Origin of the sequence: Pluralibacter sp. (genome assembly GCF_019237635.1) — a bacterium.
Lineage (GTDB): Bacteria > Pseudomonadota > Gammaproteobacteria > Enterobacterales > Enterobacteriaceae > Enterobacter_B.
Genome location: NZ_JAFAGS010000036.1, coordinates 1 through 22,478, shown reverse-complemented (window position 1 = coordinate 22,478; position 22,478 = coordinate 1). Strand labels below are relative to the sequence as shown.

General features: G+C 56.5%; 20 protein-coding genes and 1 pseudogene. 11 read left to right on the top strand and 10 right to left on the bottom strand.

Translation table 11 applies throughout. The features are described 5' to 3' along the window. The first annotated feature begins 395 nt into the window (after nt 1-395). The 3 genes from JO226_RS04380 to JO226_RS04370 are packed head-to-tail and all read left to right on the top strand — an operon-like array spanning nt 396 to nt 3,276. Complete coding sequence (locus JO226_RS04380; RefSeq protein ID WP_293493797.1) at nt 396-1,373, top strand: TRAP transporter substrate-binding protein; 978 nt, start codon at nt 396-398, stop codon at nt 1,371-1,373. Nucleotides 1,374-1,423: 50 nt separating this feature from the next. Next, nucleotides 1,424-1,975: a TRAP transporter small permease gene (locus JO226_RS04375; protein WP_293493794.1), complete on the top strand. Its 552-nt coding sequence runs from the start codon at nt 1,424-1,426 to the stop codon at nt 1,973-1,975. A gap of 11 nt (nt 1,976-1,986) precedes the next feature. Then, on the top strand, nt 1,987-3,276 hold the full coding sequence (locus tag JO226_RS04370) for a TRAP transporter large permease (RefSeq protein ID WP_293493791.1): 1,290 nt from the start codon (nt 1,987-1,989) through the stop codon (nt 3,274-3,276). Between the two features lie 58 nt (nt 3,277-3,334). On the opposite strand, the gene JO226_RS04365 is transcribed toward JO226_RS04370, so the two are convergent. The 5 genes from JO226_RS04365 to qseB all read right to left on the bottom strand — a co-directional run bounded on the left by JO226_RS04365 (nt 3,335) and on the right by qseB (nt 6,829). Further along, nucleotides 3,335-3,595 (bottom strand): hypothetical protein, encoded by a 261-nt coding sequence (locus JO226_RS04365; RefSeq protein ID WP_293493789.1) that lies wholly within the window; start codon nt 3,593-3,595, stop codon nt 3,335-3,337. Nucleotides 3,596-3,764: 169 nt separating this feature from the next. Beyond that, complete coding sequence (locus JO226_RS04360) at nt 3,765-4,079, bottom strand: putative quinol monooxygenase (RefSeq protein WP_293493786.1); 315 nt, start codon at nt 4,077-4,079, stop codon at nt 3,765-3,767. Nucleotides 4,080-4,132: 53 nt separating this feature from the next. Further along, complete coding sequence (locus JO226_RS04355) at nt 4,133-4,714, bottom strand: NAD(P)H-dependent oxidoreductase (protein WP_293493783.1); 582 nt, start codon at nt 4,712-4,714, stop codon at nt 4,133-4,135. A 106-nt stretch (nt 4,715-4,820) separates the two neighbouring features. Next, nucleotides 4,821-6,173 carry a quorum sensing histidine kinase QseC gene (gene qseC / locus JO226_RS04350; RefSeq protein ID WP_293493780.1) on the bottom strand — a complete coding sequence of 451 codons (1,353 nt, stop codon included), beginning with the start codon at nt 6,171-6,173 and terminating at the stop codon, nt 4,821-4,823. Next, complete coding sequence (gene qseB, locus JO226_RS04345) at nt 6,170-6,829, bottom strand: quorum sensing response regulator transcription factor QseB (protein ID WP_293493777.1); 660 nt, start codon at nt 6,827-6,829, stop codon at nt 6,170-6,172. Before qseB ends, qseC begins: the two co-directional genes overlap by 4 nt. 149 nt (nt 6,830-6,978) lie before the next feature. Between qseB and JO226_RS04340 the strand changes: the two genes are divergently transcribed. From JO226_RS04340 to JO226_RS04320, 5 genes and pseudogenes are all read left to right on the top strand, one after another. Continuing rightward, nucleotides 6,979-7,392, top strand: coding sequence for a YgiW/YdeI family stress tolerance OB fold protein (locus JO226_RS04340; RefSeq protein WP_293493774.1), 414 nt, complete (start codon nt 6,979-6,981; stop codon nt 7,390-7,392). A 214-nt stretch (nt 7,393-7,606) separates the two neighbouring features. After that, the gene (gene parC, locus JO226_RS04335; RefSeq protein WP_293493771.1) at nt 7,607-9,865 is read left to right on the top strand and encodes a DNA topoisomerase IV subunit A; all 2,259 of its coding nucleotides are present in this window, start codon (nt 7,607-7,609) and stop codon (nt 9,863-9,865) included. 156 nt (nt 9,866-10,021) lie between these two features. Continuing rightward, nucleotides 10,022-10,759 (top strand): 1-acylglycerol-3-phosphate O-acyltransferase, encoded by a 738-nt coding sequence (gene plsC, locus JO226_RS04330; RefSeq protein WP_293493768.1) that lies wholly within the window; start codon nt 10,022-10,024, stop codon nt 10,757-10,759. A gap of 54 nt (nt 10,760-10,813) precedes the next feature. Further along, nucleotides 10,814-12,226: a cell division protein FtsP gene (gene ftsP / locus JO226_RS04325; protein ID WP_293493765.1), complete on the top strand. Its 1,413-nt coding sequence runs from the start codon at nt 10,814-10,816 to the stop codon at nt 12,224-12,226. A 24-nt stretch (nt 12,227-12,250) separates the two neighbouring features. Beyond that, nucleotides 12,251-14,517 (top strand): annotated as a pseudogene (locus JO226_RS04320) (YgiQ family radical SAM protein). A gap of 29 nt (nt 14,518-14,546) precedes the next feature. On the opposite strand, the gene JO226_RS04315 reads toward JO226_RS04320, so the two are convergent. The 3 genes from JO226_RS04315 to yqhD all read right to left on the bottom strand — a co-directional run bounded on the left by JO226_RS04315 (nt 14,547) and on the right by yqhD (nt 17,661). After that, nucleotides 14,547-15,488 carry a DUF3828 domain-containing protein gene (locus JO226_RS04315; RefSeq protein WP_293493762.1) on the bottom strand — a complete coding sequence of 314 codons (942 nt, stop codon included), beginning with the start codon at nt 15,486-15,488 and terminating at the stop codon, nt 14,547-14,549. 80 nt (nt 15,489-15,568) lie between these two features. After that, entirely contained in the window at nt 15,569-16,396 is an 828-nt protein-coding gene (dkgA, locus tag JO226_RS04310; protein ID WP_293493759.1) for a 2,5-didehydrogluconate reductase DkgA, read from the bottom strand. A gap of 101 nt (nt 16,397-16,497) precedes the next feature. Beyond that, nucleotides 16,498-17,661, bottom strand: a complete 1,164-nt coding sequence (gene yqhD / locus JO226_RS04305) for an alcohol dehydrogenase (RefSeq protein ID WP_293493756.1) — start codon at nt 17,659-17,661, stop codon at nt 16,498-16,500. Between the two features lie 194 nt (nt 17,662-17,855). Between yqhD and JO226_RS04300 the strand changes: the two genes are divergently transcribed. Further along, the gene (locus tag JO226_RS04300) at nt 17,856-18,755 is read left to right on the top strand and encodes an AraC family transcriptional regulator (RefSeq protein ID WP_293493754.1); all 900 of its coding nucleotides are present in this window, start codon (nt 17,856-17,858) and stop codon (nt 18,753-18,755) included. Nucleotides 18,756-18,789: 34 nt separating this feature from the next. On the opposite strand, the gene yghB is transcribed toward JO226_RS04300, so the two are convergent. Both yghB and metC read right to left on the bottom strand, forming a co-directional pair. Next, nucleotides 18,790-19,449, bottom strand: coding sequence for a DedA family general envelope maintenance protein YghB (gene yghB / locus JO226_RS04295; protein ID WP_293493752.1), 660 nt, complete (start codon nt 19,447-19,449; stop codon nt 18,790-18,792). A gap of 131 nt (nt 19,450-19,580) precedes the next feature. Then, complete coding sequence (gene metC, locus JO226_RS04290; RefSeq protein WP_293493750.1) at nt 19,581-20,768, bottom strand: cystathionine beta-lyase; 1,188 nt, start codon at nt 20,766-20,768, stop codon at nt 19,581-19,583. Nucleotides 20,769-21,018: 250 nt separating this feature from the next. Here metC and exbB point away from each other — a divergent pair, with 250 nt between their 5' ends. Both exbB and exbD read left to right on the top strand, forming a co-directional pair. Then, on the top strand, nt 21,019-21,750 hold the full coding sequence (gene exbB / locus JO226_RS04285; RefSeq protein WP_293493748.1) for a tol-pal system-associated acyl-CoA thioesterase: 732 nt from the start codon (nt 21,019-21,021) through the stop codon (nt 21,748-21,750). Nucleotides 21,751-21,756: 6 nt separating this feature from the next. Continuing rightward, entirely contained in the window at nt 21,757-22,182 is a 426-nt protein-coding gene (gene exbD / locus JO226_RS04280; RefSeq protein WP_293493745.1) for a TonB system transport protein ExbD, read from the top strand. The last annotated feature ends 296 nt before the right edge of the window (nt 22,183-22,478 follow it).

The following is a 22,478-nucleotide window of genomic DNA, read 5'->3' as shown; positions in this document are numbered from 1 at the left end:
TGATGGATATGCTGCTGGCCAAAAAGCGTTCGGAAGACCGCCGTAACTGGCTGCAGGAAAAAGGCGATATGGCGGATCTGGAAGCCTGATCCCGCATCAGCTATTTATATAATCAATAAGCGGGGCATGTATTATTCCCCCGCTTTTTTTATTTCATCTGAAGACAAAAGAGAACAAGCCCTTTCTTGCCGCGTTTACTCATTTCATTTTTCTTGTTTCATAAAATTCAAAACTGAAACGCCTTTTTGTTTTTATGTTTTATCTCACAGAATGCCCTCTGGATTTCCTTCATATTGAACCCCGGCAAGCGTTTTTTTTGTTTACGATGCGGCGTGGGGAAATGACCTCGGTATATTCCATACCGCCATAATAATACCTGGAAACGGAGTGGTTTTATGCTGAAGAACAAACTCGTATTTAGCCTGATATCGCTGTCCTTATTAATGGGTAGCACTGCCGCGATGGCGAAAACCGTTTTTATTGCCTCTGACGTGCACCCGGCAGATTACCCTACAACGGCTGCGGTTATTCATATGGGGGAAAAACTCAGTCAGCAGACCGACGGGCGTTTATCTATTAAAATGTACCCTAATGGACAAATGGGGGATGAGGGCGCCACGCTTGAAAAAACGCGAGCCGGCGCGATTGATGTGCTCCGTGTTTCTATGGCGCCTGTCGGCGGTATTTTGCCGGAAGTCAGCGTGTTTAATATGCCGTTTGTGTTTCGTGATGCAGAGCATCAGCATCATGTTCTGGACGGAAAGATTGGCGACGGTCTGGCGCAGAAAATTACCGACAGTAATCTCGGGCTGGTGTTCCTCGGCTGGATGGATGCGGGCTCCCGTAGTCTGATTACCAAGAAACCCGTCGCCACCCTTGCCGACCTCTCTGGCGTGAAGATCCGCTTGCAGAATAACCCCATCGGCCTGGATTCCTTTAAAGCAATGGGCGCTAATCCGGTCGTGTTGCCGGTGGGCGACGTTTTTGCCAGCCTGCAAACCGGCGTTATTGATGCAGCGGAAAATAATGAGCCGACGTTTGATACTGAAAACTACGCGGTGGCGGGAACAAAGTATTTCGATATGACGGAGCACTTCATGATCCCCGAAGTGCTCGCATTCTCTAAAAAGAAATGGAACAAACTGTCTGCTGACGATCAGGCGTTAATAATGAAGCTGGCCAAAGAGGCTCAGGCGGAAGAGCGTGTGCTGTGGACGCAATACGTCGATAAATCGGTGAGTAAGCTGCAATCGCAGGGCGTGAAATTTATCAAAGTCGATAAACAACCGTTTGTGGATGCGACGGCGCCCGTTCGCGAAAAATACGGTAAGCAATTCGGTTCATTAATGCAGGAAATTCAGGACACGCAATAACACATCCCCGGCAGATAAGCACCGCGCTAATCTGCCGTCCTCAGGAGACGATGATGAAGAATAACTATATCCGGGTTATGGATGTGGTGTACCGGATTTGTATCTGGTTATCAGGGATGAGTTTGTTATTTATGACCTTTATTTATCTGGTTGGTATATATGCGCGCTTTCGCCCGGATTTTCCCGGCTGGCTTGGTTTTTTACCGCATGCCTCGACCAGTTGGCCGGAGCCGTTATCGCAAATATGCATGATCACCTTCTCGTTTGTCGGCGCCGCTGCCGCCTACCGGGCAGGGGGACATATCGCGATAACGATGCTGGTCGATAATATCTCTCCCGCCGCCAGAAAAGGTGTTCAGTTCTTCGTGGATATCGCCATGCTGGTCACCTGCCTGTTTATCATCCACTGGGGGGTGACGGGATGCATGGATGCCTGGGATGATATCGTACCCTCGCTGCCTTTCCTCACCTCCGGGATAACCCATTTGCCCGTGCCGTTGGGTTCTTTTTTCACCCTGCTGTTTGTGCTTGAGAAGCTTCTCTTCGGTTCACAGTCCCATCGTGAACTGGTGCAATTTGGTTCCGCAAAAGCGGGTCACTGAGGACATGTGAAATGGATATGACGTTGCTCGTGTTTCTGGTGACCTTCGTGGTGTTAATGGCGCTGGGAATGCCGGTGGCTTACGCGGTGGGGTTAACTGCCGTGGTGGTCACCGCTTTTGCTGATTTTTCGCTGGATGGCCTGATTATTACCATCTTCCATAGCACCGATAACGTGAACCTGCTAACCATTCCGTTTTTTGTGTTTGCAGGCGCCATTATGGCCGAAGGCGGGATGGCGAGGCGGTTGGTGGATTTTGCCGGGCTTTTCGTCGGCTGGATACGCGGCGGGCTGGCGCTGGTGAATATTCTGGCATCAACGCTGTTTGGCGCTATTTCGGGTTCATCTGTCGCCGATACGGCCTCGATAGGCTCGGTATTAATTCCGGAAATGGAGCGTAAAGGGTATCCGCGTTCGTTTGGCGCCGTACTTACCGCCAGCGCGTCGGTGCAGGCGATTCTGGTTCCTCCGAGTCATAACTCGGTGCTGTTCGCTATCGTGGCCAATACGGCGGCAGTGACGATCCCGGCAATGTTTCTGGCGGGGATCATCCCGACGCTGGTGCTGTGCGGGACGCTGGTCGTACTGTGTCTTCTTTCCGCGCGCAAAAACAATTACCCCAAGGAGCAACGCCTTGAACTTCGTCGTCAGATTAAAATTGCAACGGATGCAATCTGGGGGCTTATTACGATTGTGATCATCTCCGGAGGCATTCTCTCCGGCTTCTTTACGCCGACGGAATCCGGGGCGATCGCCTGCGTGTGGGCGATGTTCGTCACCTTCTTCGTCTATCGCGAATATAAGCTCAAGGATTTCCCAAAGCTGATTCACCGGACGATTAAGACCGTGACGATGGTGATGGTGCTTATCGCGTTTGCGGCGGCGTTTGGCTCGGTGATGATGCTGGTGGGGATCCCGCAGCAAATCACGTCCGCGCTGCTGTCGTTGTCGGATAATAAATACATCATTCTGATGATCATCAACATCATGCTGCTGCTGTTGGGACTGCTGATGGATATGGCGCCATTGATCCTTATCCTGACGCCGATTTTACTGCCGGTGGTCACGAAGGTGGGGATTGATCCGGTGCATTTCGGCATCATCATGATGACCAATCTGGGGATTGGCTTAATTACCCCGCCGGTCGGGTCGGTATTGTTTGTCGCCAGCGCGGTCAGCGGGTTGAAGGTGGAGCAGGTGGTCAAATCAATGATGCCGTTTTATCTGGCGCTGTTTTTAGTGCTGATGGCCGTGACCTACATGCCTGTGCTTTCGTTGTGGCTGCCGACGACGTTCCGTTAGCGGTGATTCCCCCTCTTCGGACCGTATAGGGACGAGAGGGGGAACAAATGTCACGCTATCACCGATCGCGCTCGGCCATGTGTCGAGGCGCGGTGCTGAACGCGCTGTTGCAGTTGGAGGCCGCCGAGGTGCTGCAAAGCCCCTGACCGTAGACATGGGCGATGTCGCCATCATTTTCATCACCGGAAAACTGGCTGATCGTGGCGCGCTGAACCTTCTGTTCGGAGCCCGATGACTCCGCTAACGGTTTTTCCTGATACGCCAGCGCACTGGTAGAACACAGCGCAATGGCTAACGCAAACGCAATGTGAGTTTTCATGTTGAGTAATCCCAAACGGATGGGGGGCACCATGAAAGTATCAGTTGCCGGGAAATTTGCCACAACGGGGCATCAACACTCATCTTTTGTTACTAAAAAACAGGCGGCCAGGGGAAGCCGGGGAAACGCAGACCCTCTCCAGACGGAGAGGGTAAGGGGGACAGCGGGGTTAAACGCCCTGTTCCAGAATGCGGATGTGGCTTTCCAGCATGTTGCCTTTAACGTCTTCGCTCCACGCCTTCATGTGCGCGGTTTGCAGGTGGGCTTCAAGGTGCGCCACGGTTTCCCATTGCTCGACCATCACGATAGAGTCCGGCGCCGTAGCCTGGAAACTGACGCCAGCGGGATGATCCACCATCGGCACGTAGCCGTGGCAGCCTTCTTCCCTGAGGACGGTCGGGATAATTTTGGCAAACGCCTCCAGAACGGCCTGGCGATGGTGCTGGCCCGGACGGGTACGAATCTCAGCAATCACAGTTAACATGGTTAAACTCCTTCTTTGAACCTGACAGGCCAAGCCTGTATCCAGCTAACCAGTTAAGCAAAAATCGCGGCAAGATGCTTGCGATATTCTTCAGCATAGTGCGGGACGTTCGGCATTTTTATCACGTCGTTAGCGATAAAGGTCGCCAGCGGTTCCATCCCGAGGAACTGGTTGGCTTTATGGAACGGCAGATAAACGCCGTCAACGCCCACGCCGTGGAAGAACTGGTCTTTTTCGGTGAAGGCTTCCATCGGCGCGTTCCAGGTCAGCGACAGCATATATTTTTTACCCTGGATCAGACCGCCGGAGCCGTATTTTTTGCGGGTGTCGGTGCGGGTGCGGCCATCGCTGGCGTACAGCGAACCGTGACCAGCGGTAAAGACATCGTCGATGTATTTTTTCACGGTCCACGGCGCGCCCATCCACCAGCCCGGCATCTGCCAGATAACCGTCTGGGCCCACAGGAAGTTCTGTACCTGCTGTTCGACATCGTAATCGCCGTCGGCGCGCACGACGCGGACGTCATGCCCGACGTCGCGCAGATAGCTCTGTGCGACCTCCGTCATGGTGTCGTTGAGTTGACCGTTGGAGTGACCAAATTTTTTACCACCGTTGATGATCAGAATAGTGCTCATAATGAGTCCTTAGCAAAAATGACGTTTGCAGCATGTTAACGCTGACGTCACAGCGGAGAAATGAGCAAAATGTGCAAAGTCTTTTGCTGTAGGAGCAATAATTCCGTCACCAACTGAGGGTCGCGATAAATCCGCCTTCCGGGGCGTTGCCGAACGTCACTGTCATCTGGTGCAGCGTGGCGATGCGCCGGACAATAGACAGCCCCAGGCCGCTGCCTGGCGCATCCTGACCGGGCGGACGGTAGAAGCGTTCGCCAATGCGGGCGAGCGCCTCGGCGCTGATGCCCGGCCCGTTGTCGCGCACCGTGAACTGGCGGGCGTCGAGGGTGACGTCGACCTGGCGGCCCGGCGGGCTGTAGCGAATGGCGTTATCGAGCAGATTACGTACCAGCAGGCTTAGCAGCAGCGGCTGACCGCGGCGCATCACGTCGGCGGCGTTGAGGTGCAGACGCACATCAATACCCGCCTGCTGCGCCGGATGGTAGATATCCATCACCGCTGATTGCAGCAGGTCCGCCAGCGGAACCTGTTCAACGTCGTCGAGTTGCGAGAGCGAATCAAGGCGCGATAAGGTCAGCAACTGCTCCACAAGGCGCGCTGCGCGGTCTATCCCGGCATGCAGCTGGGAGAGCGCCTTCTCGCGGCTTTCCGGGTCATCTATCGACAACTGCGCCACTTCGGTTTGCACCTTCAGCGCGGTCAGCGGGCTTCTCAGTTCATGAGCCGCATCGGAGGTAAAGCGCCGTTCGCGCACCATCATTTCATGCGAGCGGGCGAACAGCTGGTTCAACGCATCGACCAGCGGTCGCACCTCGCCGGGGACTCCGTGGGTGCTGAGCGGCTCCGCAGCCTCTGGCGAACGGTTGCGCAGGGTGCGGGTGAGCTTTTTCAGCGGCGCCAGCTCGCGGCTTAACAGCACAATCAGCAGGATAAACATCAGCGGCAGCGCCACCAGCCACGGCGTCAGCTGGGAGGTGACGATATCGAATGCCATCCCCTGACGGTAATCCCACTCCTGGCCGACGACAATCCGGTATTTGCCGTCGGTAGTGGTGAGCCATAAAAAGCGCCAGGGGTCATCGTCGCCGTCCAGCGAGCCGTTTTCATAGCCGTCACGGTGATAGTTGTAAGGAATATCCTGCCCGTTTTCGCCGTCATGCAGCACTTTGCGGCCATTCGTGGTGAAGATGGCGAAGGCGAGGGCGTCATCGTCGAGATGCCCGTGCTTGAATTTCTGTTGGGTACGCACCGGCAGCGAGGTGGGAACGCGCAGGTCGTTAAAGTCCATTGCGCTCAGACGTTTGGCGAACAGCATCTGCTGGGTGTCGAACAGTTTGTCGAGCTTATGGGTGGTCTGCTGCCAGGCGATATAGCTCGCGCAGATCCAGGCGACCAGCGTCAGCAGCAGAAACAGCAGGGTCAGGCGCAGGCGTAGGCTAAGGTGGCGAAAGACACTCATGCTTCACCCAGCGTGTAGCCGATGCCATGAACGGTACGGATAAAGTCGCTGCCGAGCTTGCGGCGCAGATGGTGCACGTGAACCTCCACGGCGTTGCTGGAGACGTCGTCATCCCAGCTATAGAGCTTTTCTTCAATCAGCTTGCGCGGTAGCACCCGTCCGGCGTTGCGCATGAGCAGCTCCAGCAGGGCGAACTCTTTAGGCTTAAGCGACAGCGGCGCGCCGTCGAACGTCGCGGTCAGGCTGTCCGGGTTCAGTGTTACCTTGCCGTGCTGCAGGGCGTTGGTGGCCTGACCGTGCACCCGGCGGATAAGCGCTTCGAGGCGCGCGGCGACTTCAATCAGGGCGAAGGGTTTGCACAGGTAGTCGTCGGCGCCCAGTCGCAACCCCTCTACCCGCTGGGCCAGCGCGTCGCGCGCGGTCAGGATAAGCACCGGCTCCTGGCGGCCCTGAGCGCGCCAGGCGCGCAGGATATCCAGCCCGTCGATGCCTGGCAGGGTGAGGTCGAGGATAACGGCGTCATAAGGGGCGGCGAGCAGCGCCGCTTTTCCCTCCTCGCCGCGGGTGAACCAGTCGAGGGTAAAGCCCATTTTCACCAGCCCGGCCCGCAGGCCGTCGCCGATCAGTTTGTCATCTTCTATGAGTAAAATTCGCATCCTTAGCCCTTAAATGCGGCCCGTTTACGGTCAGTAAAGCGTTGTGGACAGCGGCTGTACAGCAAAAAATTATCTTTTTTACCCTTAAGAAGTCGTTAAGTTTTATCCTGTGTAATGGCTTCGAATTACGATAAAGGGAGAACATTTTTATGAAAAAATACGCAGCCATTGCCGCTATCATTGCTATCGTTTCCGCACCGGCGTTTGCCGCTAATACGCAGGGCGGTTTTACCGGCCCGACGGCAACCGCGTCAGCCAGCCAGACGCCAACGCAGAGCGGCGGCTTTGTGGATGCCAATGCTAACCTGACCACCGCGGCAAAGGTCAAAGAGATGAAGGACGACAGCTGGGTTAAGCTGCGCGGCAACATCGTTGAGCGTCTCTCTGATGATCGTTACCTGTTCCGCGATGCCAGCGGCACGGTGAACGTGGAGATCGACCACAAGCGCTGGAACGGGCTGACCGTCTCCCCGCAGGACAAAGTCGAACTGCAAGGTAAAGTCGACAAAGAGTGGGGTGATTTTGAAGTCGACGTGAAGCAAATCAGCAAAATCAGCCAGTAATCCTCACGGTCATCGCTTTCTGGCGACAGCGCGTTACAGTGGCAAAGGTTCCAGAACACGCGCTACAGACCGATATTTACCTTCCTCTGAAGTAAATCCCCGCACCGCCGGACATCCGGCGGTCGCCCTGTGACTCCGCCCGTCAGATAGGGTATTATCGCCCGAAGTTTGCTGTCTGCACCTCTACGGCGCACAGATTGAGGAATCAGAATTAATGAGCGATATGGCAGAGCGCCTTGCGCTGCATGAGTTTACGGAAAAAGCGTACCTTGACTACTCCATGTACGTCATCATGGACCGCGCCTTGCCGTTTATCGGCGATGGCCTGAAACCGGTACAGCGCCGCATCGTTTATGCGATGTCCGAGCTGGGGCTGAGCGCCAGCGCAAAATTCAAAAAATCCGCCCGTACCGTCGGCGATGTGCTGGGTAAATACCACCCGCACGGCGACAGCGCCTGCTATGAAGCGATGGTGCTGATGGCGCAGCCGTTCTCGTACCGTTATCCGCTGGTCGATGGCCAGGGGAACTGGGGGGCGCCGGATGATCCGAAATCGTTCGCTGCGATGCGTTATACCGAATCCCGCCTGTCGAAGTATGCCGATGTGCTGCTGGGCGAGCTGGGTCAGGGAACCGTTGACTGGGTGCCGAACTTTGACGGTACGATGCAGGAGCCGAAAATGCTGCCTGCGCGCCTGCCCAATATTCTGTTGAACGGCACGACCGGTATCGCGGTCGGGATGGCGACCGATATTCCTCCGCACAACGTGCGCGAAGTGGCGCACGCGGCGATCACGCTTATCGATAAACCGGGCACCACGCTGGACGAGGTGCTGGACATCGTTCAGGGGCCGGATTACCCGACCGAAGCGGAAATCATCACCTCCCGCGCTGAAATTCGCAAAATCTACCAGAACGGCCGCGGCTCGGTACGTATGCGCGCCGTGTGGACGAAAGAAGACGGCGCGGTGGTGATTACCGCGCTGCCGCATCAGGTTTCCGGCGCCCGCGTGCTGGAGCAAATCGCCGCGCAGATGCGCAATAAAAAGCTGCCGATGGTCGATGACCTGCGAGACGAGTCCGATCACGAAAACCCGACCCGTCTGGTTATCGTGCCGCGCTCCAACCGTGTGGATATGGAGCAGGTGATGAACCACCTGTTCGCCACGACCGATCTGGAAAAGAGCTACCGTATCAATCTCAACATGATTGGTCTGGACGGTCGTCCGTCGGTGAAAAACCTGCTGGAGATCCTCACCGAGTGGCTGGCGTTCCGCCGCGACACGGTGCGCCGTCGTCTGAACTATCGTCTGGAGAAAGTGCTCAAGCGCCTGCATATCCTTGAAGGTTTGCTGGTGGCGTTTCTCAATATCGACGAGGTTATCCATATCATCCGCACCGAGGATGAGCCGAAGCCGGTGCTGATGTCGCGTTTTGGCATCAGCGAAACCCAGGCCGAAGCGATCCTTGAGCTCAAACTGCGCCATCTCGCCAAACTGGAAGAGATGAAGATCCGCGGCGAGCAGAGCGACCTCGAAAAAGAGCGCGATCAGATTCAGGCCATTCTTGCCTCCGAGCGCAAGATGAACAACCTGCTGAAGAAAGAGTTGCAGGCCGACGCCGAGGCGTTTGGCGACGATCGCCGCTCGCCGCTGCACGAGCGTGAAGAAGCGAAGGCGATGAACGAGCACGACATGCTGCCGTCAGAGCCGGTGACCATTGTGCTGTCGCAGATGAGCTGGGTGCGCAGCGCCAAAGGTCACGATATTGACGCCAAAGGACTGAGCTACAAAGCGGGCGACAGCTTCCAGGCGTCAGTGAAAGGCAAGAGCAACCAGCCGGTGGTGTTTATTGACTCCACGGGCCGCAGTTACGCTATTGACCCGATCACGCTGCCGTCCGCCCGTGGGCAGGGCGAGCCGCTGACCGGCAAGCTGACGCTGCCGCCGGGGGCGTCGGTCGACCATATGCTGATGGAAGGCGATGAGCAGAAACTGCTGCTGGCCTCCGACGCCGGTTATGGTTTTGTCTGCACCTTCAACGACCTGGTGGCGCGCAACCGCGCCGGTAAGGCGCTGATTACGCTGCCGGAAAATGCGCGCGTGATGCCGCCGCTGGTGATTGAAGACGAGTCTGACATGCTGCTGGCGATCACCCACGCGGGCCGTATGCTGATGTTCCCGGTGAGCGATCTGCCGCAACTGTCGAAAGGCAAGGGCAACAAGATAATCGGTATTCCGTCCGCTGAGGCGGCGAAGGGCGACGACGGCCTGGCGCACCTTTATATTCTGCCGCCGCAGAGCACGCTGACGATTCACGTCGGTAAGCGCAAGATCAAGCTGCGTCCGGAAGAGCTACAGAAGGTGACCGGTGAACGGGGTCGCCGGGGTACACTGATGCGCGGTCTGCAAAAAATTGACCGCGTAGAGATTGATTCGCCGCGAAACGCCAGCGCTGGGGATAGCGAAGCGTAATGTCATCGCCCCGTCGCAGTGGCGGGGCAATGAAAATTTGCGGCAAAACCGTTGTTAATTCGTGCGTTGCGATTAACATACCCTTTTCAGGGATCTGCAAGTCACACACCCCTGTCCGGTATATAATTCTAAACGGTTAGGGTTTTTGAGGTAGCTATGCTATTGATTTTTCGCGCAATTATAGTTGTCATTTACTGCATTCTGGTATGTATTTTTGGCAGCATCTACTGTCTGTTTAGCCCACGTAATCCAAAGCACGTTGCAACATTTGGCCATATGTTTGGCCGACTGGCGCCGGTTTTCGGCCTGAAGGTCGAAAAGCGCATACCGGTTGAAGCGGACAGTTTTGGCAATGCCATTTATATCGCTAATCATCAGAACAACTACGATATGGTGACGGCATCCAATATCGTGTTACCGCCGACGGTGACCGTCGGAAAAAAGAGCCTGGCGTGGATTCCGTTTTTTGGTCAGCTGTACTGGTTGACGGGTAATCTGTTGATTGATCGCAACAATCGCGCTAAGGCGCACAGCACGATTTCCCAGGTAGTGAAAGCGTTTAAAAAGCGCAAAATTTCTTTTTGGATGTTCCCGGAAGGTACTCGCAGCCGAGGCCGTGGTTTACTGCCGTTCAAAACCGGCGCCTTTCATGCCGCGATTGCGGCAGGCGTGCCGATTATTCCTGTGTGCGTTTCCAATACATCGAATAAAATTAATCTCAATCGTCTGAATAACGGTTTGGTTATCGTGGAAATGCTGCCGCCGGTGGATACCAGCGCGTGGGGCAAAGATCAGGTTCGGGAGCTGGCGGCGCACTGCCGCGAGCTGATGGCTGCCCGCATTGATGAACTGAATAAAGAAGTCGCCGCACGTGAAGCGGCGGGAAATAAATAGCTATATCTACGGGGAAAGGTTTCCCTTTGCATCGTTGTTAGTCATGGAGTTTATATGTCACTCAGTCGGCGTCAGTTTATTCAGGCATCAGGGATTGCGCTGTGCGCAGGTGCGGTGCCGCTGAGGGCGAATGCGGCCGGGCAGCAGCAGCCTCTGCCGGTCCCACCGCTGCTGGAATCCCGCCGTGGACAGCCCCTGTTTCTGACCCTGCAACGTGCGCACTGGTCGTTTACGCCAGGCACCCGCGCGCCGGTGTGGGGCGTTAACGGCCGCTATCTTGGCCCGACCATCCGCGTCTGGAATGGTGATGACGTCAAGATGATTTACAGCAATCGCCTGACGGACAATGTGGCCATGACCGTTCGCGGCTTGCAGGTGCCGGGGCCATTGATTGGCGGCGCGGCGCGCATGATGTCGCCCAACGCCGATTGGGCGCCGGTGCTGCCTGTTCGCCAAAGCGCGGCGACCCTCTGGTACCAGGCGAACACCCCAAACCATATGGCGCAGCAGGTCTATAACGGCCTGGCGGGCATGTGGCTGGTGGAGGATGACGTCAGTAAATCGTTACCGATCCCCAATCACTACGGCGTGGACGATTTCCCGGTCATTATCCAGGATAAGCGGCTGGATAACTTCGGCACCCCGGAATACAGCGAGCCCGGCAGCGGCGGCTTCGTTGGTGATACCCTGCTGGTCAACGGCGTACAGGGGCCTTATGTCGAGGTTTCCCGCGGTTGGGTGCGCCTGCGCCTGCTGAACGCCTCCAACTCGCGTCGCTACCAGTTGCAAATCAGCGATGGCCGCGCGCTGCACGTTATCTCCGGCGATCAGGGCTTCCTGCCCGCACCGGTATCGGTGAAACAGCTGTCGCTGGCGCCGGGCGAGCGCCGTGAAATCCTGGTGGACATGACCAACGGCGATGAGGTGTCGATTACCTGCGGCGAAGCGGCCAGTATTGTTGACCGGATCCGTGGGTTCTTTGAACCTTCCAGCATTCTGATCTCCACGCTGGTGCTGACGCTGCGACCGACCGGCCTGCTGCCGCTGGTCACGGACAGCCTGCCGACGCGCCTGCTGCCGACAGAAATTATGACCGGCACGCCGATCCGCAGCCGCGATTTCACTCTCGGCGACGATCCGGGCATCAACGGTCAGTTGTGGGATCCGCAGCGTATTGACGTCACCGCCCAGCAGGGGAGCTGGGAACGCTGGACGGTGCGTGCCGACCGGCCGCAGTCGTTCCACATCGAAGGCGTGATGTTCCAGGTGCGCAACGTCAACGGCGCGATGCCGTTCCCGGAAGACCGGGGCTGGAAAGATACCGTCTGGGTCGATGGGCAGGTTGAGCTGCTGGTCTATTACGGACAGCCTTCCTGGCCGCACTTCCCGTTCCAGTTCATGAGCCAGACGCTTGAACTGGCTGACCGCGGTTCGATGGGTCAGATGCTGGTGAACCCGGCGCCGTAATCATTCCCCCCTCACTCCGCTGGCGTGAGGGGAAAACCCAGAACATATCCCTTCATTTCCCGCATTGATCCAGCGTATAATCCACGCCCTTTGATTATTTTTTCTTCGGAAGCATTATGAGCGCAATTTCCCTGATCCAGCCGGATCGCGACCTTTTCTCCTGGCCCCAGTACTGGGCGGCCTGCTTCGGCCCGGCGCCGTTCTTACCGATGTCGCGGGAGGAGATGGACAGGCTCGGTTGGGACAGTTGCGACATTATCCTCGTCACTGGCGACGCCTATGTCGATCACCCCAGCTTCGGCATGGCTATCTGCGGGCGTATGCTCGAATCCCAGGGATTCCGCGTCGGCATCATTGCGCAGCCGGACTGGAACAGCAAAGACGACTTTATGCGCCTGGGCAAACCGAACCTGTTTTTCGGCGTGACGGCGGGCAACATGGATTCCATGATCAACCGCTACACCGCAGACCGCAAGCTGCGCCATGACGACGCGTATACCCCGGATAACGTCGCCGGCAAACGCCCGGACCGCGCAACCCTGGTCTACACCCAGCGCTGTAAAGAAGCCTGGAAGGACGTGCCGGTGATTCTTGGCGGAATTGAAGCGAGCCTGCGCCGTACCGCGCATTATGACTACTGGTCCGATACCGTGCGCCGTTCGGTGCTGGTGGACTCCAAAGCCGATATGCTGATTTTCGGCAACGGCGAGCGTCCGCTGGTGGAAGTGGCGCACCGTTTGTCGCAGGGCGAGCCGGTCGCGCAGATCCGCGATGTGCGCAATACCGCGATCATGGTTAAAGAAGCGTTGCCGGGCTGGAGCGGCGTGGATTCTCGCATCATTGATATGCCGGGTAAAATCGACCCTATCCCGCATCCGTACGGTGAAGATCTGCCGTGTGCGGATAACAAACCCGTCGCGCCGAAGAAAGCCGAGGCAAAAGCCATCGTCGTTCAACCGCCACGTCCAAAACCGTGGGAGAAAACGTACGTGTTGCTGCCGTCCTTTGAGAAGGTAAAAGCTGACAAGGTGCTTTACGCCCACGCTTCTCGTATTTTGCACCATGAAACTAACCCAGGCTGCGCCCGTGCGCTGATGCAAAAGCACGGCGAGCGCTTTATCTGGATAAACCCGCCGGCGATTCCGCTTTCTACCGAAGAGATGGACAGCGTCTTTGCGCTGCCCTACAAACGTGTGCCGCACCCGGCGTATGGCCAGAGTCGCATTCCGGCCTATGAGATGATCCGCTTTTCGATCAACATCATGCGCGGCTGCTTCGGAGGTTGTTCCTTCTGTTCGATCACCGAGCATGAAGGCCGTATTATTCAGAGCCGCTCCGAAGATTCTATCATCAACGAGATCGAAGCTATTCGCGACACAGTGCCCGGTTTTACTGGCGTGATTTCGGATCTTGGCGGCCCGACGGCCAATATGTACATGCTGCGCTGCAAGTCACCGCGTGCGGAGCAGACCTGCCGTCGTCTGTCGTGCGTCTATCCGGATATCTGCCAGCATATGGACACCAACCATACGCCTACGATCAACCTCTATCGTCGCGCCCGCGATCTGAAAGGTATCAAGAAGATCCTGATTGCTTCCGGCGTGCGTTACGACATCGCGGTGGAAGATCCGCGCTACATCAAAGAGCTGGCGACGCACCATGTCGGCGGCTACCTGAAGATTGCCCCGGAGCATACCGAAGAAGGCCCGCTGTCGAAGATGATGAAGCCGGGGATGGGCAGCTACGATCGCTTTAAGCAACTGTTCGATACCTTCTCGAAACAGGCGGGTAAAGAGCAGTATCTGATCCCGTACTTTATCTCGGCGCACCCGGGGACGCGTGACGAAGATATGGTCAACCTGGCGCTGTGGCTCAAGCGTCACCGTTTCCGCCTCGACCAGGTGCAGAACTTCTACCCGTCGCCGCTGGCGAACTCGACGACCATGTATTACACCGGCAAGAACCCGCTCGGTAAGATTGGGTATAAGAGTGAAGATGTGGTGGTGCCGAAGGGCGATAAGCAGCGTCGTCTGCACAAAGCGCTGCTGCGCTACCATGACCCGGCCAACTGGCCGCTGATTCGTCAGGCGCTGGAAGATATGGGCAAAAAGCATCTGATAGGTTCGCGCCGCGACTGCCTGGTGCCTGCGCCGACGCTGGAGGAAATGCGTGAAGCGCGTCGTCAGAACCGCAATACACGCCCGGCGTTGACCAAACATACGCCGATTCAGCATCAGCGTCGTAACGGCGCCGCGGCGCCTGCGCGCGCGAATACGAAAAAGAAAGCGTAACCTGCCTTAGCGTGTCCGCTCGCGGGCGCTTAATGCGCCTGCGAGTGGCTTTCCGTGATGACGATGCGCGCCAGATGTTGGATCAGGCTGCCTTTCTGCGGATCGATATAGTCGTCAATCAGCCAGCGACCGCCCATGTTCACCAGATCGATATCCTGTGTTTTCTCATCGCCATTGGCGAGGGTAAATCGGGCATGCACCCGGGTTCTGCCGCCGCTTTCCGCTTTGGTCTGCACTTCTTCAAGGGTGGCGGTGGTCGGGTCATCACAGCCGCACAACGGATTGGTGTTCCAGATATCCGGCAGCGCGTTTTTCTCCTGATCTTTCGGAGAGATATCCGCCGTCATGTCGGAAAAGTTGTCGACGATTTTCCGTGACGTGGGGGCAAGCAGCAGCGTCCAGGAGAGCGCGTTGGCGTCGGTGTTGGTAAACAGGTTGCGGATAAAATCGCCGGGCAGAGGGCGTTGCAGACCATCCAGCATCGCCTGCTGTTCGTGGTTGCTTTTGACGACCCGCTGATAGGCGCTTTGATCGTCATTCATAATATCGTCAATCAGCCAGCGGCCGTTTTCATTGACGAAGGAGAGCGAGACGGTATTCATTTGCGGGTTGTTGGCAAACGGACGCACGCGAACAATCGCCGTGGCGGTTTGCGTGTTGTCATCGAGAAGCTGAATGTCATCGACCACCAGCTTGTCGTAATCCTCACAGCCGCAGAGTGGGTCGTTATCCAGCGCGCCGCCGTCGCCAGGTGCCGTCAATTCACTGTCGGTTTGCAGCACCGCCGCCAGACGCGTTGAGACAATACGATTTTCGCCGGTGTCGTAAATGGAGACCGGGTCCGTATTGATGCTGTATGGCTTATAAATTTGCTCAATGGTTTCTTTTAGGGAAACGACGGGCTTCTGGGCGAACGCCGTTACGCTGAGGGCCGTCAGGACGATAAGAAACCACCTGCTAAGGTACCGCATTGCTTCTCTCCGTGAACGAAAGCGCCAAGGATACCACTAGCAGGGGGAAACGCGTATGACGTAAACGCGTAGTCGGGAGATTATCCGCCAAATTGATCAGGATCAGGCCCCAGGCGTTTGCCCTTATCCAGTCTGGCGATTTCACCTAGCTCATCTTTGTCGAGACGGAAATCCCAGACGTCGAAGTTTTCAGCGATACGAGAAGGGGTAACGGATTTCGGGATCACCACCAGGCCGCTGTCGAGGTGCCAGCGAATGACGATTTGCGCCGGAGATTTGCCGTACTTGTCCGCCAGATCGCGAATGATTTTCTGATCGAAAACGCCTTCGCCGCCCTGCGCCAGCGGGCTCCAGGATTCGGTCTGAATTTTGTGGGTGGCGTTCCACGCGTGAAGCTGACGCTGCTGCATCAGTGGGTGCAGCTCAATCTGGTTAATGACCGGCGCGACGCCGGTTTCGTCAATCAGTCGCTGCAGATGATGCACCTGGAAGTTACATACGCCGATACTGGTGACCAGCCCCTGTTTTTGCAGCTCAACCATGCCAAGCCAGGCATCCACATAGTGATCGATGGCCGGTACTGGCCAGTGCATCAGGTACAAGTCGACAAACTCGAGCTGGAGTTTGTGCAGGCTCTCTTTCAGCGCTTCCGCCGGATGTTTCTGGTCGTCATTCCACAGCTTGGTGGTAATAAACAGCTCGTCACGAGGGACGCCCGCACTCTTTAACGCTTTCCCTACGCCGCTTTCATTCTGATAGGCGGCGGCGGTATCTATCGAACGATAGCCGACCTCCAGCGCCTTATGGATCGCGGAAATGACCTCTTCGTTGCTTGCTTTCCACACGCCAAGACCCAGTTGCGGCATCACGTTGCCGTCCTGAAGTTTAATTACGGTTGGATGTGTCATGCATTCCTCCTTAGATGAAACTCACCGGGGGTAAACCCGGTGAGGTGGTAGCATTAAGTGTGGACGAACCCGCCGAAAATGAAAGGTTACTCGGCAAACCCTTAGCGCGCAGCCTCGTAAATGCGACGGCTAACCCCGAGAGTAATATCCTGATTTTCACCCAGTTTTATCATGCCGTGCTCGTCGAGTTTTTTCAGCAGCGCCGGGATGGAGCTACCGTCCAGGCCATACCCGGACAGGCGAGTCGGCACGCCGAGCTGTTCGAAGAAATTGCGGGTCGCGGCAATGGCGGCATCAATACGCGCGTCTTCAGCGCCTTCGGTGATGTTCCACACGCGCTCGGCGTATTGCAGCAATTTACCGCGCTTCACGTCGCGTTTTTCATTCCACAGCGCAGGCAGTACGACGGCCAGCGTCTGGGCGTGGTCGAGACCGTGCATCGCGGTGAGTTCGTGGCCCAGCATATGGGTCGCCCAGTCCTGCGGTACCCCCGCGCCAATCAGGCCGTTCAGCGCCTGAGTCGCCGCCCACATGACGTTGGCGCGCACATCGTAGTTTTCCGGCTCTTTCAGCGCCTTCGGACCTTCTTCAATCAGCGTCAGCAGAATGCCTTCGGCGAAGCGGTCCTGAATTTTGGCGTTAACCGGGTAGGTGACGTACTGCTCAACGGTATGTACGAAGGCATCCACGACGCCGTTCGCCACCTGACGCGGCGGCAGGGTGTAGGTGTAGACCGGGTCGAGCACGGCAAAGACCGGCTGGACGCGCGGGTGCATAAACGCCTGCTTGTCGCCGGTGGTTTTACGGGAAATCACCGCGCCCATGTTGGACTCAGAGCCAGTCGCCGGCAGGGTCAGGATGGAGCCCATTGGAATTGCGCGGGTGATGTTTTTACCGCGGGTTTGCAGAATTTCCCACGGGTCCACGCCGTCGGCGTAGTGCGCCGCCGCGGCGATAAATTTGGTGCCGTCCAGCACGGAACCGCCGCCGACCGCCAGCAGGAAGGTCACTTGCTGCTCACGGGCGATTTTCACCGCGTTCATCAGCGTTTCATACGACGGGTTTGGCTCAATACCGCCAAATTCCAGCACATCCAGACCGTCCAGCGCGCTCAGTACCTGGTCCAGCACGCCGGTTTTCTTCACGCTGCCGCCGCCGTAGGTGACCAGCACGCGGGCGTCAGCCGGGATTTGCGCGCGCAGGTTGGCAATGGCGCCTTTACCAAAGATGATGCGGGTTGGGGTATGCAGATTAAAATTAAACATGGCTCGTTCCCTATATACGGGTGAAAAAGAGGGCAGAACAGGGCTGCCTGATGGGGCGTATTGTGGTCCTGTCGCCCCTGTCGCCTCAATGCACATTCCTGTCAATGTCTTGCCCATTTCTACAGAGGACTGGAGAATATGTGGTTTTCTGGCCACAATAACGACATTGTTATCCCTGTCTGAAACGATACGTTATGAACCGTGATGAAACCTGTCTTCTGCTGTCAGATAAAATTAATCTACTGAAAAATAAAGAGGATTGGCTTAGTGCTTTGCTGCCGGATATTCGCCTGATGTACGGGACTGAACCGTGCAGACGCACGCCGGTGATGTATCAGCCAGGTATCATATTTCTCTTTTCCGGCCATAAGATTGGCTATATTAACGAGCGAACGTTTCAATATGATGCCAGCGAGTATCTTTTATTGACGGTGCCGCTGCCGTTTGAGTGCGAGACCTTTGCGACGCCCGAAGTGCCGCTGGCCGGGATGCGGCTCAACATCGATATCCTGCAGTTGCAGGAGCTGCTGATGGATATCGGCGAGGATGCGCTATTTCAACCAGCGATGGCCGCCAGCGGCATTAACTCGGCAACGCTTTCCGACGAGATCCTCTGCGCCGCCGAACGTCTGCTGGACGTCATGGAACGCCCGCTTGATGCCCGGATCCTCGGCAAGCAGATTATTCGCGAGATCCTCTACCATGTTTTGCTGGGGCCGTGCGGCGGGGCGCTGTTGGCATTGGTGAGCCGCCAGACCCACTTCAGCCTGATAAGCCGCGTGCTAAAGCGCATCGAAAGTCAGTACACCGAAAACCTGAGCGTGGATCAGCTGGCGGCGGAAGCCAACATGAGCGTGTCGGCCTTCCACCATAACTTTAAGTCCGTGACCAGCACTTCGCCGCTGCAGTACCTGAAGACCTATCGCCTGCATAAGGCGCGGATGCTGATGGTGCACGACGGACTCAAAGCCAGCACTGCCGCCATGAAGGTGGGCTACGAAAGCGCATCGCAGTTCAGTCGGGAGTTTAAGCGTTATTTCGGCATGACGCCGGGAGAGGATGCGGCGCGCATTCGCGCCATGCAGCTCATCTGATTTTGCCCTCTCCCGTCCGGGAAAGGGCGGGACATCAGGCGTTAGAATATTTCTTTTTCAACACCACAATCACGGTGCCTAACAGGCCGGAAACCAGCAGGAACATCGGCAGCACCATCAGGAATGTCATCACCTGGTCTTCGTGGCGTTTCACGAATGGGATCATGCTCAGCGCATAGCCGAAGCTGGTGACCGCGCCGACCCACAGCAGGCCGCTGAGCCAGTTAAAGAACTGAAAACGGCGGTTGGAGAGACCGGAAATCCCCGCCATGGTTGGCAGCAGGGTGCGAACAAACGCCAGAAAGCGCCCGACCAGCAGCGCCAGCAGGCCGTGACGATCGAACATACAGGTTGCGCGCTGATGGTATTTGGCCGGAAGCTGCGCCTGCCAGCTTTTGACGATACGCGTATTGCCGAGCCAGCGGCCCTGAATATAGCTTAACCAGCAGCCAAGGCTGGCGGCGGTGGTGAGGATGACCACGGTGGGGACGAAGCCCATGACCCCTTTCGCAATCAGGGCGCCGGCGAGCAGCAGCAGGCTATCGCCCGGCAAAAAGGACGCCGGAAGCAGGCCGTTTTCCAGAAACAGCGTGGCAAACATGACCAGATAAACAACCCCGATAACGTGCGGGTCCGCCAGCGCGGCAAAATCATGTTGCCAAAGTGCGGCGACGATTTCTTGAATGACAACCATGGACTTTCCTGTGGAACAACATTTTTGACGTATTGTACTCCTGAATTGCCCGGGACGCCTTGATCCCGGACGCAACTCCAGCAGACTTTTTAATCACTCCGTGTCCGCGAATCTGTCCATGCTCTGTCACTTTACACGATGCGGGCAAAACCCGCCGCTAAATCGTCGATAAGATCGTTTACATCTTCTAAACCAATATGCAGGCGAATCAGCGTGCCGGTAAAGTCAGGCGAACCCTCGGGACGAATCGCGTCGATATGTTCCGGCTGGTTTGCCAGAATCAGCGATTCAAAACCGCCCCATGAATAGGCCATGCTGAACAGCGTGAAGTGATCGAGATAGCGAGACAGTTCATCATCGTTCAGACGTTTATTGAGCACGAATGAGAAGAGGCCGCTGCTGCCTGTAAAGTCACGTTTCCAGAATTCATGCCCTTTACTGCCGGGGAGTGCAGGGTGGTTTACCCGCTCGACCTGCGGATGTGACGCCAGCCATTCGGCAATTTTCAGACTGCTTTCATGATGCTGACGCAGACGGACGCCCAGGGTGCGCAGCCCGCGGCTGGTCATGTAGGCGGTATCGGCGTCGAGCATTTGCCCCATCAGGTAAGCGTTCTCCCGCAACGTATCCCAACAGCGCGCATTGGACACCGCCGTGCCGACCATGCCGTCGGAGTGGCCAATCAGGTATTTCGTCCCGGCCTGAATGGAGATATCGATACCGAAATCCAGCGCCTTAAACAGCACGCCCGCCGCCCAGGTGTTGTCGATCATAATGATGGCGTCTGGTGCGACGCGGCGAACGGCGGCGACAATCGCCGGGACGTCGTGTACTTCCATGGTGATTGACCCCGGTGATTCCAGGAACACGACTTTGGTATTGGGGTGAACCAGGCGCTCAATCCCGACGCCGATCAGGGGATCGAACCAGCGGGTAGTGACGCCGAGTTTGGCCAGAATTTTGGTGCAGAAATCCTGGCTTGGCTCGTAGGCGGTATTGGTCATCAGCACCTCGTCGCCCTGTTCGACGAAGGCCAGAATCGAGTTGGCCACGGCAGCCGCGCCGCAGGGGAAAAGCGCGCACCCGGCGCCGCCTTCCAGTTCGCACATGGCTTCCTGCAGGGAGAAGTGGGTGAGCGTGCCGCGGCGACCATAAAACAGCTCGCCTTTGGCGCGATTACGGGTGGCCTGTTTTTTGGCTTCCACCGTGTCGAAAACGAGGGAGGACGCGCGCTGAATCACACTATTGACCGAGCCCTGCGTATATTTTTTACGGCGCCCGGCGTTCACCAGTAGGGTATCACGTTGCTTATCTGACATGCTCGCTCTGCCTATTTTTATACGTCTGGACGTCTAAACTACCATGATTGCTCCGGCATGTACCCGCGATTTATGGATAAAGAGGAAAATTTTACATGACGGCAGCAATGCACAATTTTACTGCGTGAGCGCAAGGAAAAGGAGTGGTGATTGTTGCACTATGTAAATAGTAATGAGAACCACTATCAATTCGACCATGTTTTGATATGATTACGCGCTGAATTTGTGATTTAGATCCTGGAGATACAGAGTGGGTAATAATTTGATGCAGGCGGATCTCTCCGTATGGGGTATGTATCACCATGCCGATATCGTGGTAAAGGTGGTGATGATAGGCCTTGTACTGGCGTCCGTTGTCACCTGGGCCATTTTTTTCAGCAAAAGCGCCGAACTTATCTCTCACAAACGCCGTCTCAAGCGCGAACAGCAGCAGTTAGGCGACGCCCGCTCTCTTAACCAGGCCAGCGACATTGCCGGCGCCTTCGAGGCGAAAAGCGTAAGCCGCCTGCTTATCAACGAAGCACAAAACGAGCTGGAGCTCTCCGCTGGCGCTGAAGATAACGAAGGCATTAAAGAACGTACCGGCTTTCGCCTCGAACGTCGTGTCGCCGCCGTGGGCCGTCATATGGGCCGCGGTAATGGCTATCTTGCCACTATCGGCGCTATCTCCCCGTTTGTCGGCCTGTTTGGCACCGTCTGGGGGATCATGAACAGTTTTATCGGTATTGCGCAGACGCAGACCACCAACCTGGCGGTCGTCGCGCCGGGGATCGCCGAAGCCCTGCTGGCGACCGCGATTGGCCTGTTCGCCGCAATTCCGGCCGTGGTTATCTATAACGTTTTCGCGCGCATGATCGGCAGCTACAAAGCGCTGCTGGGCGATGTAGCGGCGCAGGTGCTGCTGTTGCAAAGCCGCGATCTCGACCTGAGCGCCAGTGGCGCGCACCCGGTACGTACCGCGCAAAAATTACGTGTAGGATAACGTCCGATGGCAATGCGTCTTAACGAAAATCTGGACGATAACGGTGAAATGCACGAAATCAACGTGACGCCGTTTATCGACGTCATGCTGGTGCTGCTGATTATCTTCATGGTCGCTGCGCCGCTGGCGACCGTGGATGTGAAGGTAAATCTACCGGCCTCCTCCAGCCAGCCGCAGCCGCGCCCGGAAAAACCGGTATACCTGACGGTCAAGGCGGATAAGTCGATGTTCTTAGGCAATGAGCCGGTCACCGATGACAACATGGTGACGGAGATTACCGCCCTGACGGAAGGCAAGAAAGAGACCACCATCTTCTTCCGCGCCGACAAAACCGTAGACTACGAGACCATGATGCGGGTGATGGATACCCTGCACCAGGCGGGTTATCTGAAGATTGGTCTGGTGGGTGAAGAGACCGTCAAAGCGAAGTGATGGCGCTATAGGGGAAAGGTCGGCAAATGCCGTAATGCCACTCAGTTAAGCAAAATAATGAATTTTTATTCATTATTTTGCTTTAAAGACCGCCCTTTGAAAAAAGAGTGGAACCGTTCCGTTCACTTTTCCTCCTCCGCTACCTGTCAATTTCTCTGCGGTGAACGTGTCAAGGGCGCTCGCCGCCGCGCCCTTAACAATCCCGGCTCCCGGCAAAGAAAACCGCCGCTTCGCGGTACCCTCGGCTTATTGCGCCTGGCTTTCGGGTCGGGTACGACGTCACATCCCTGTGCCGC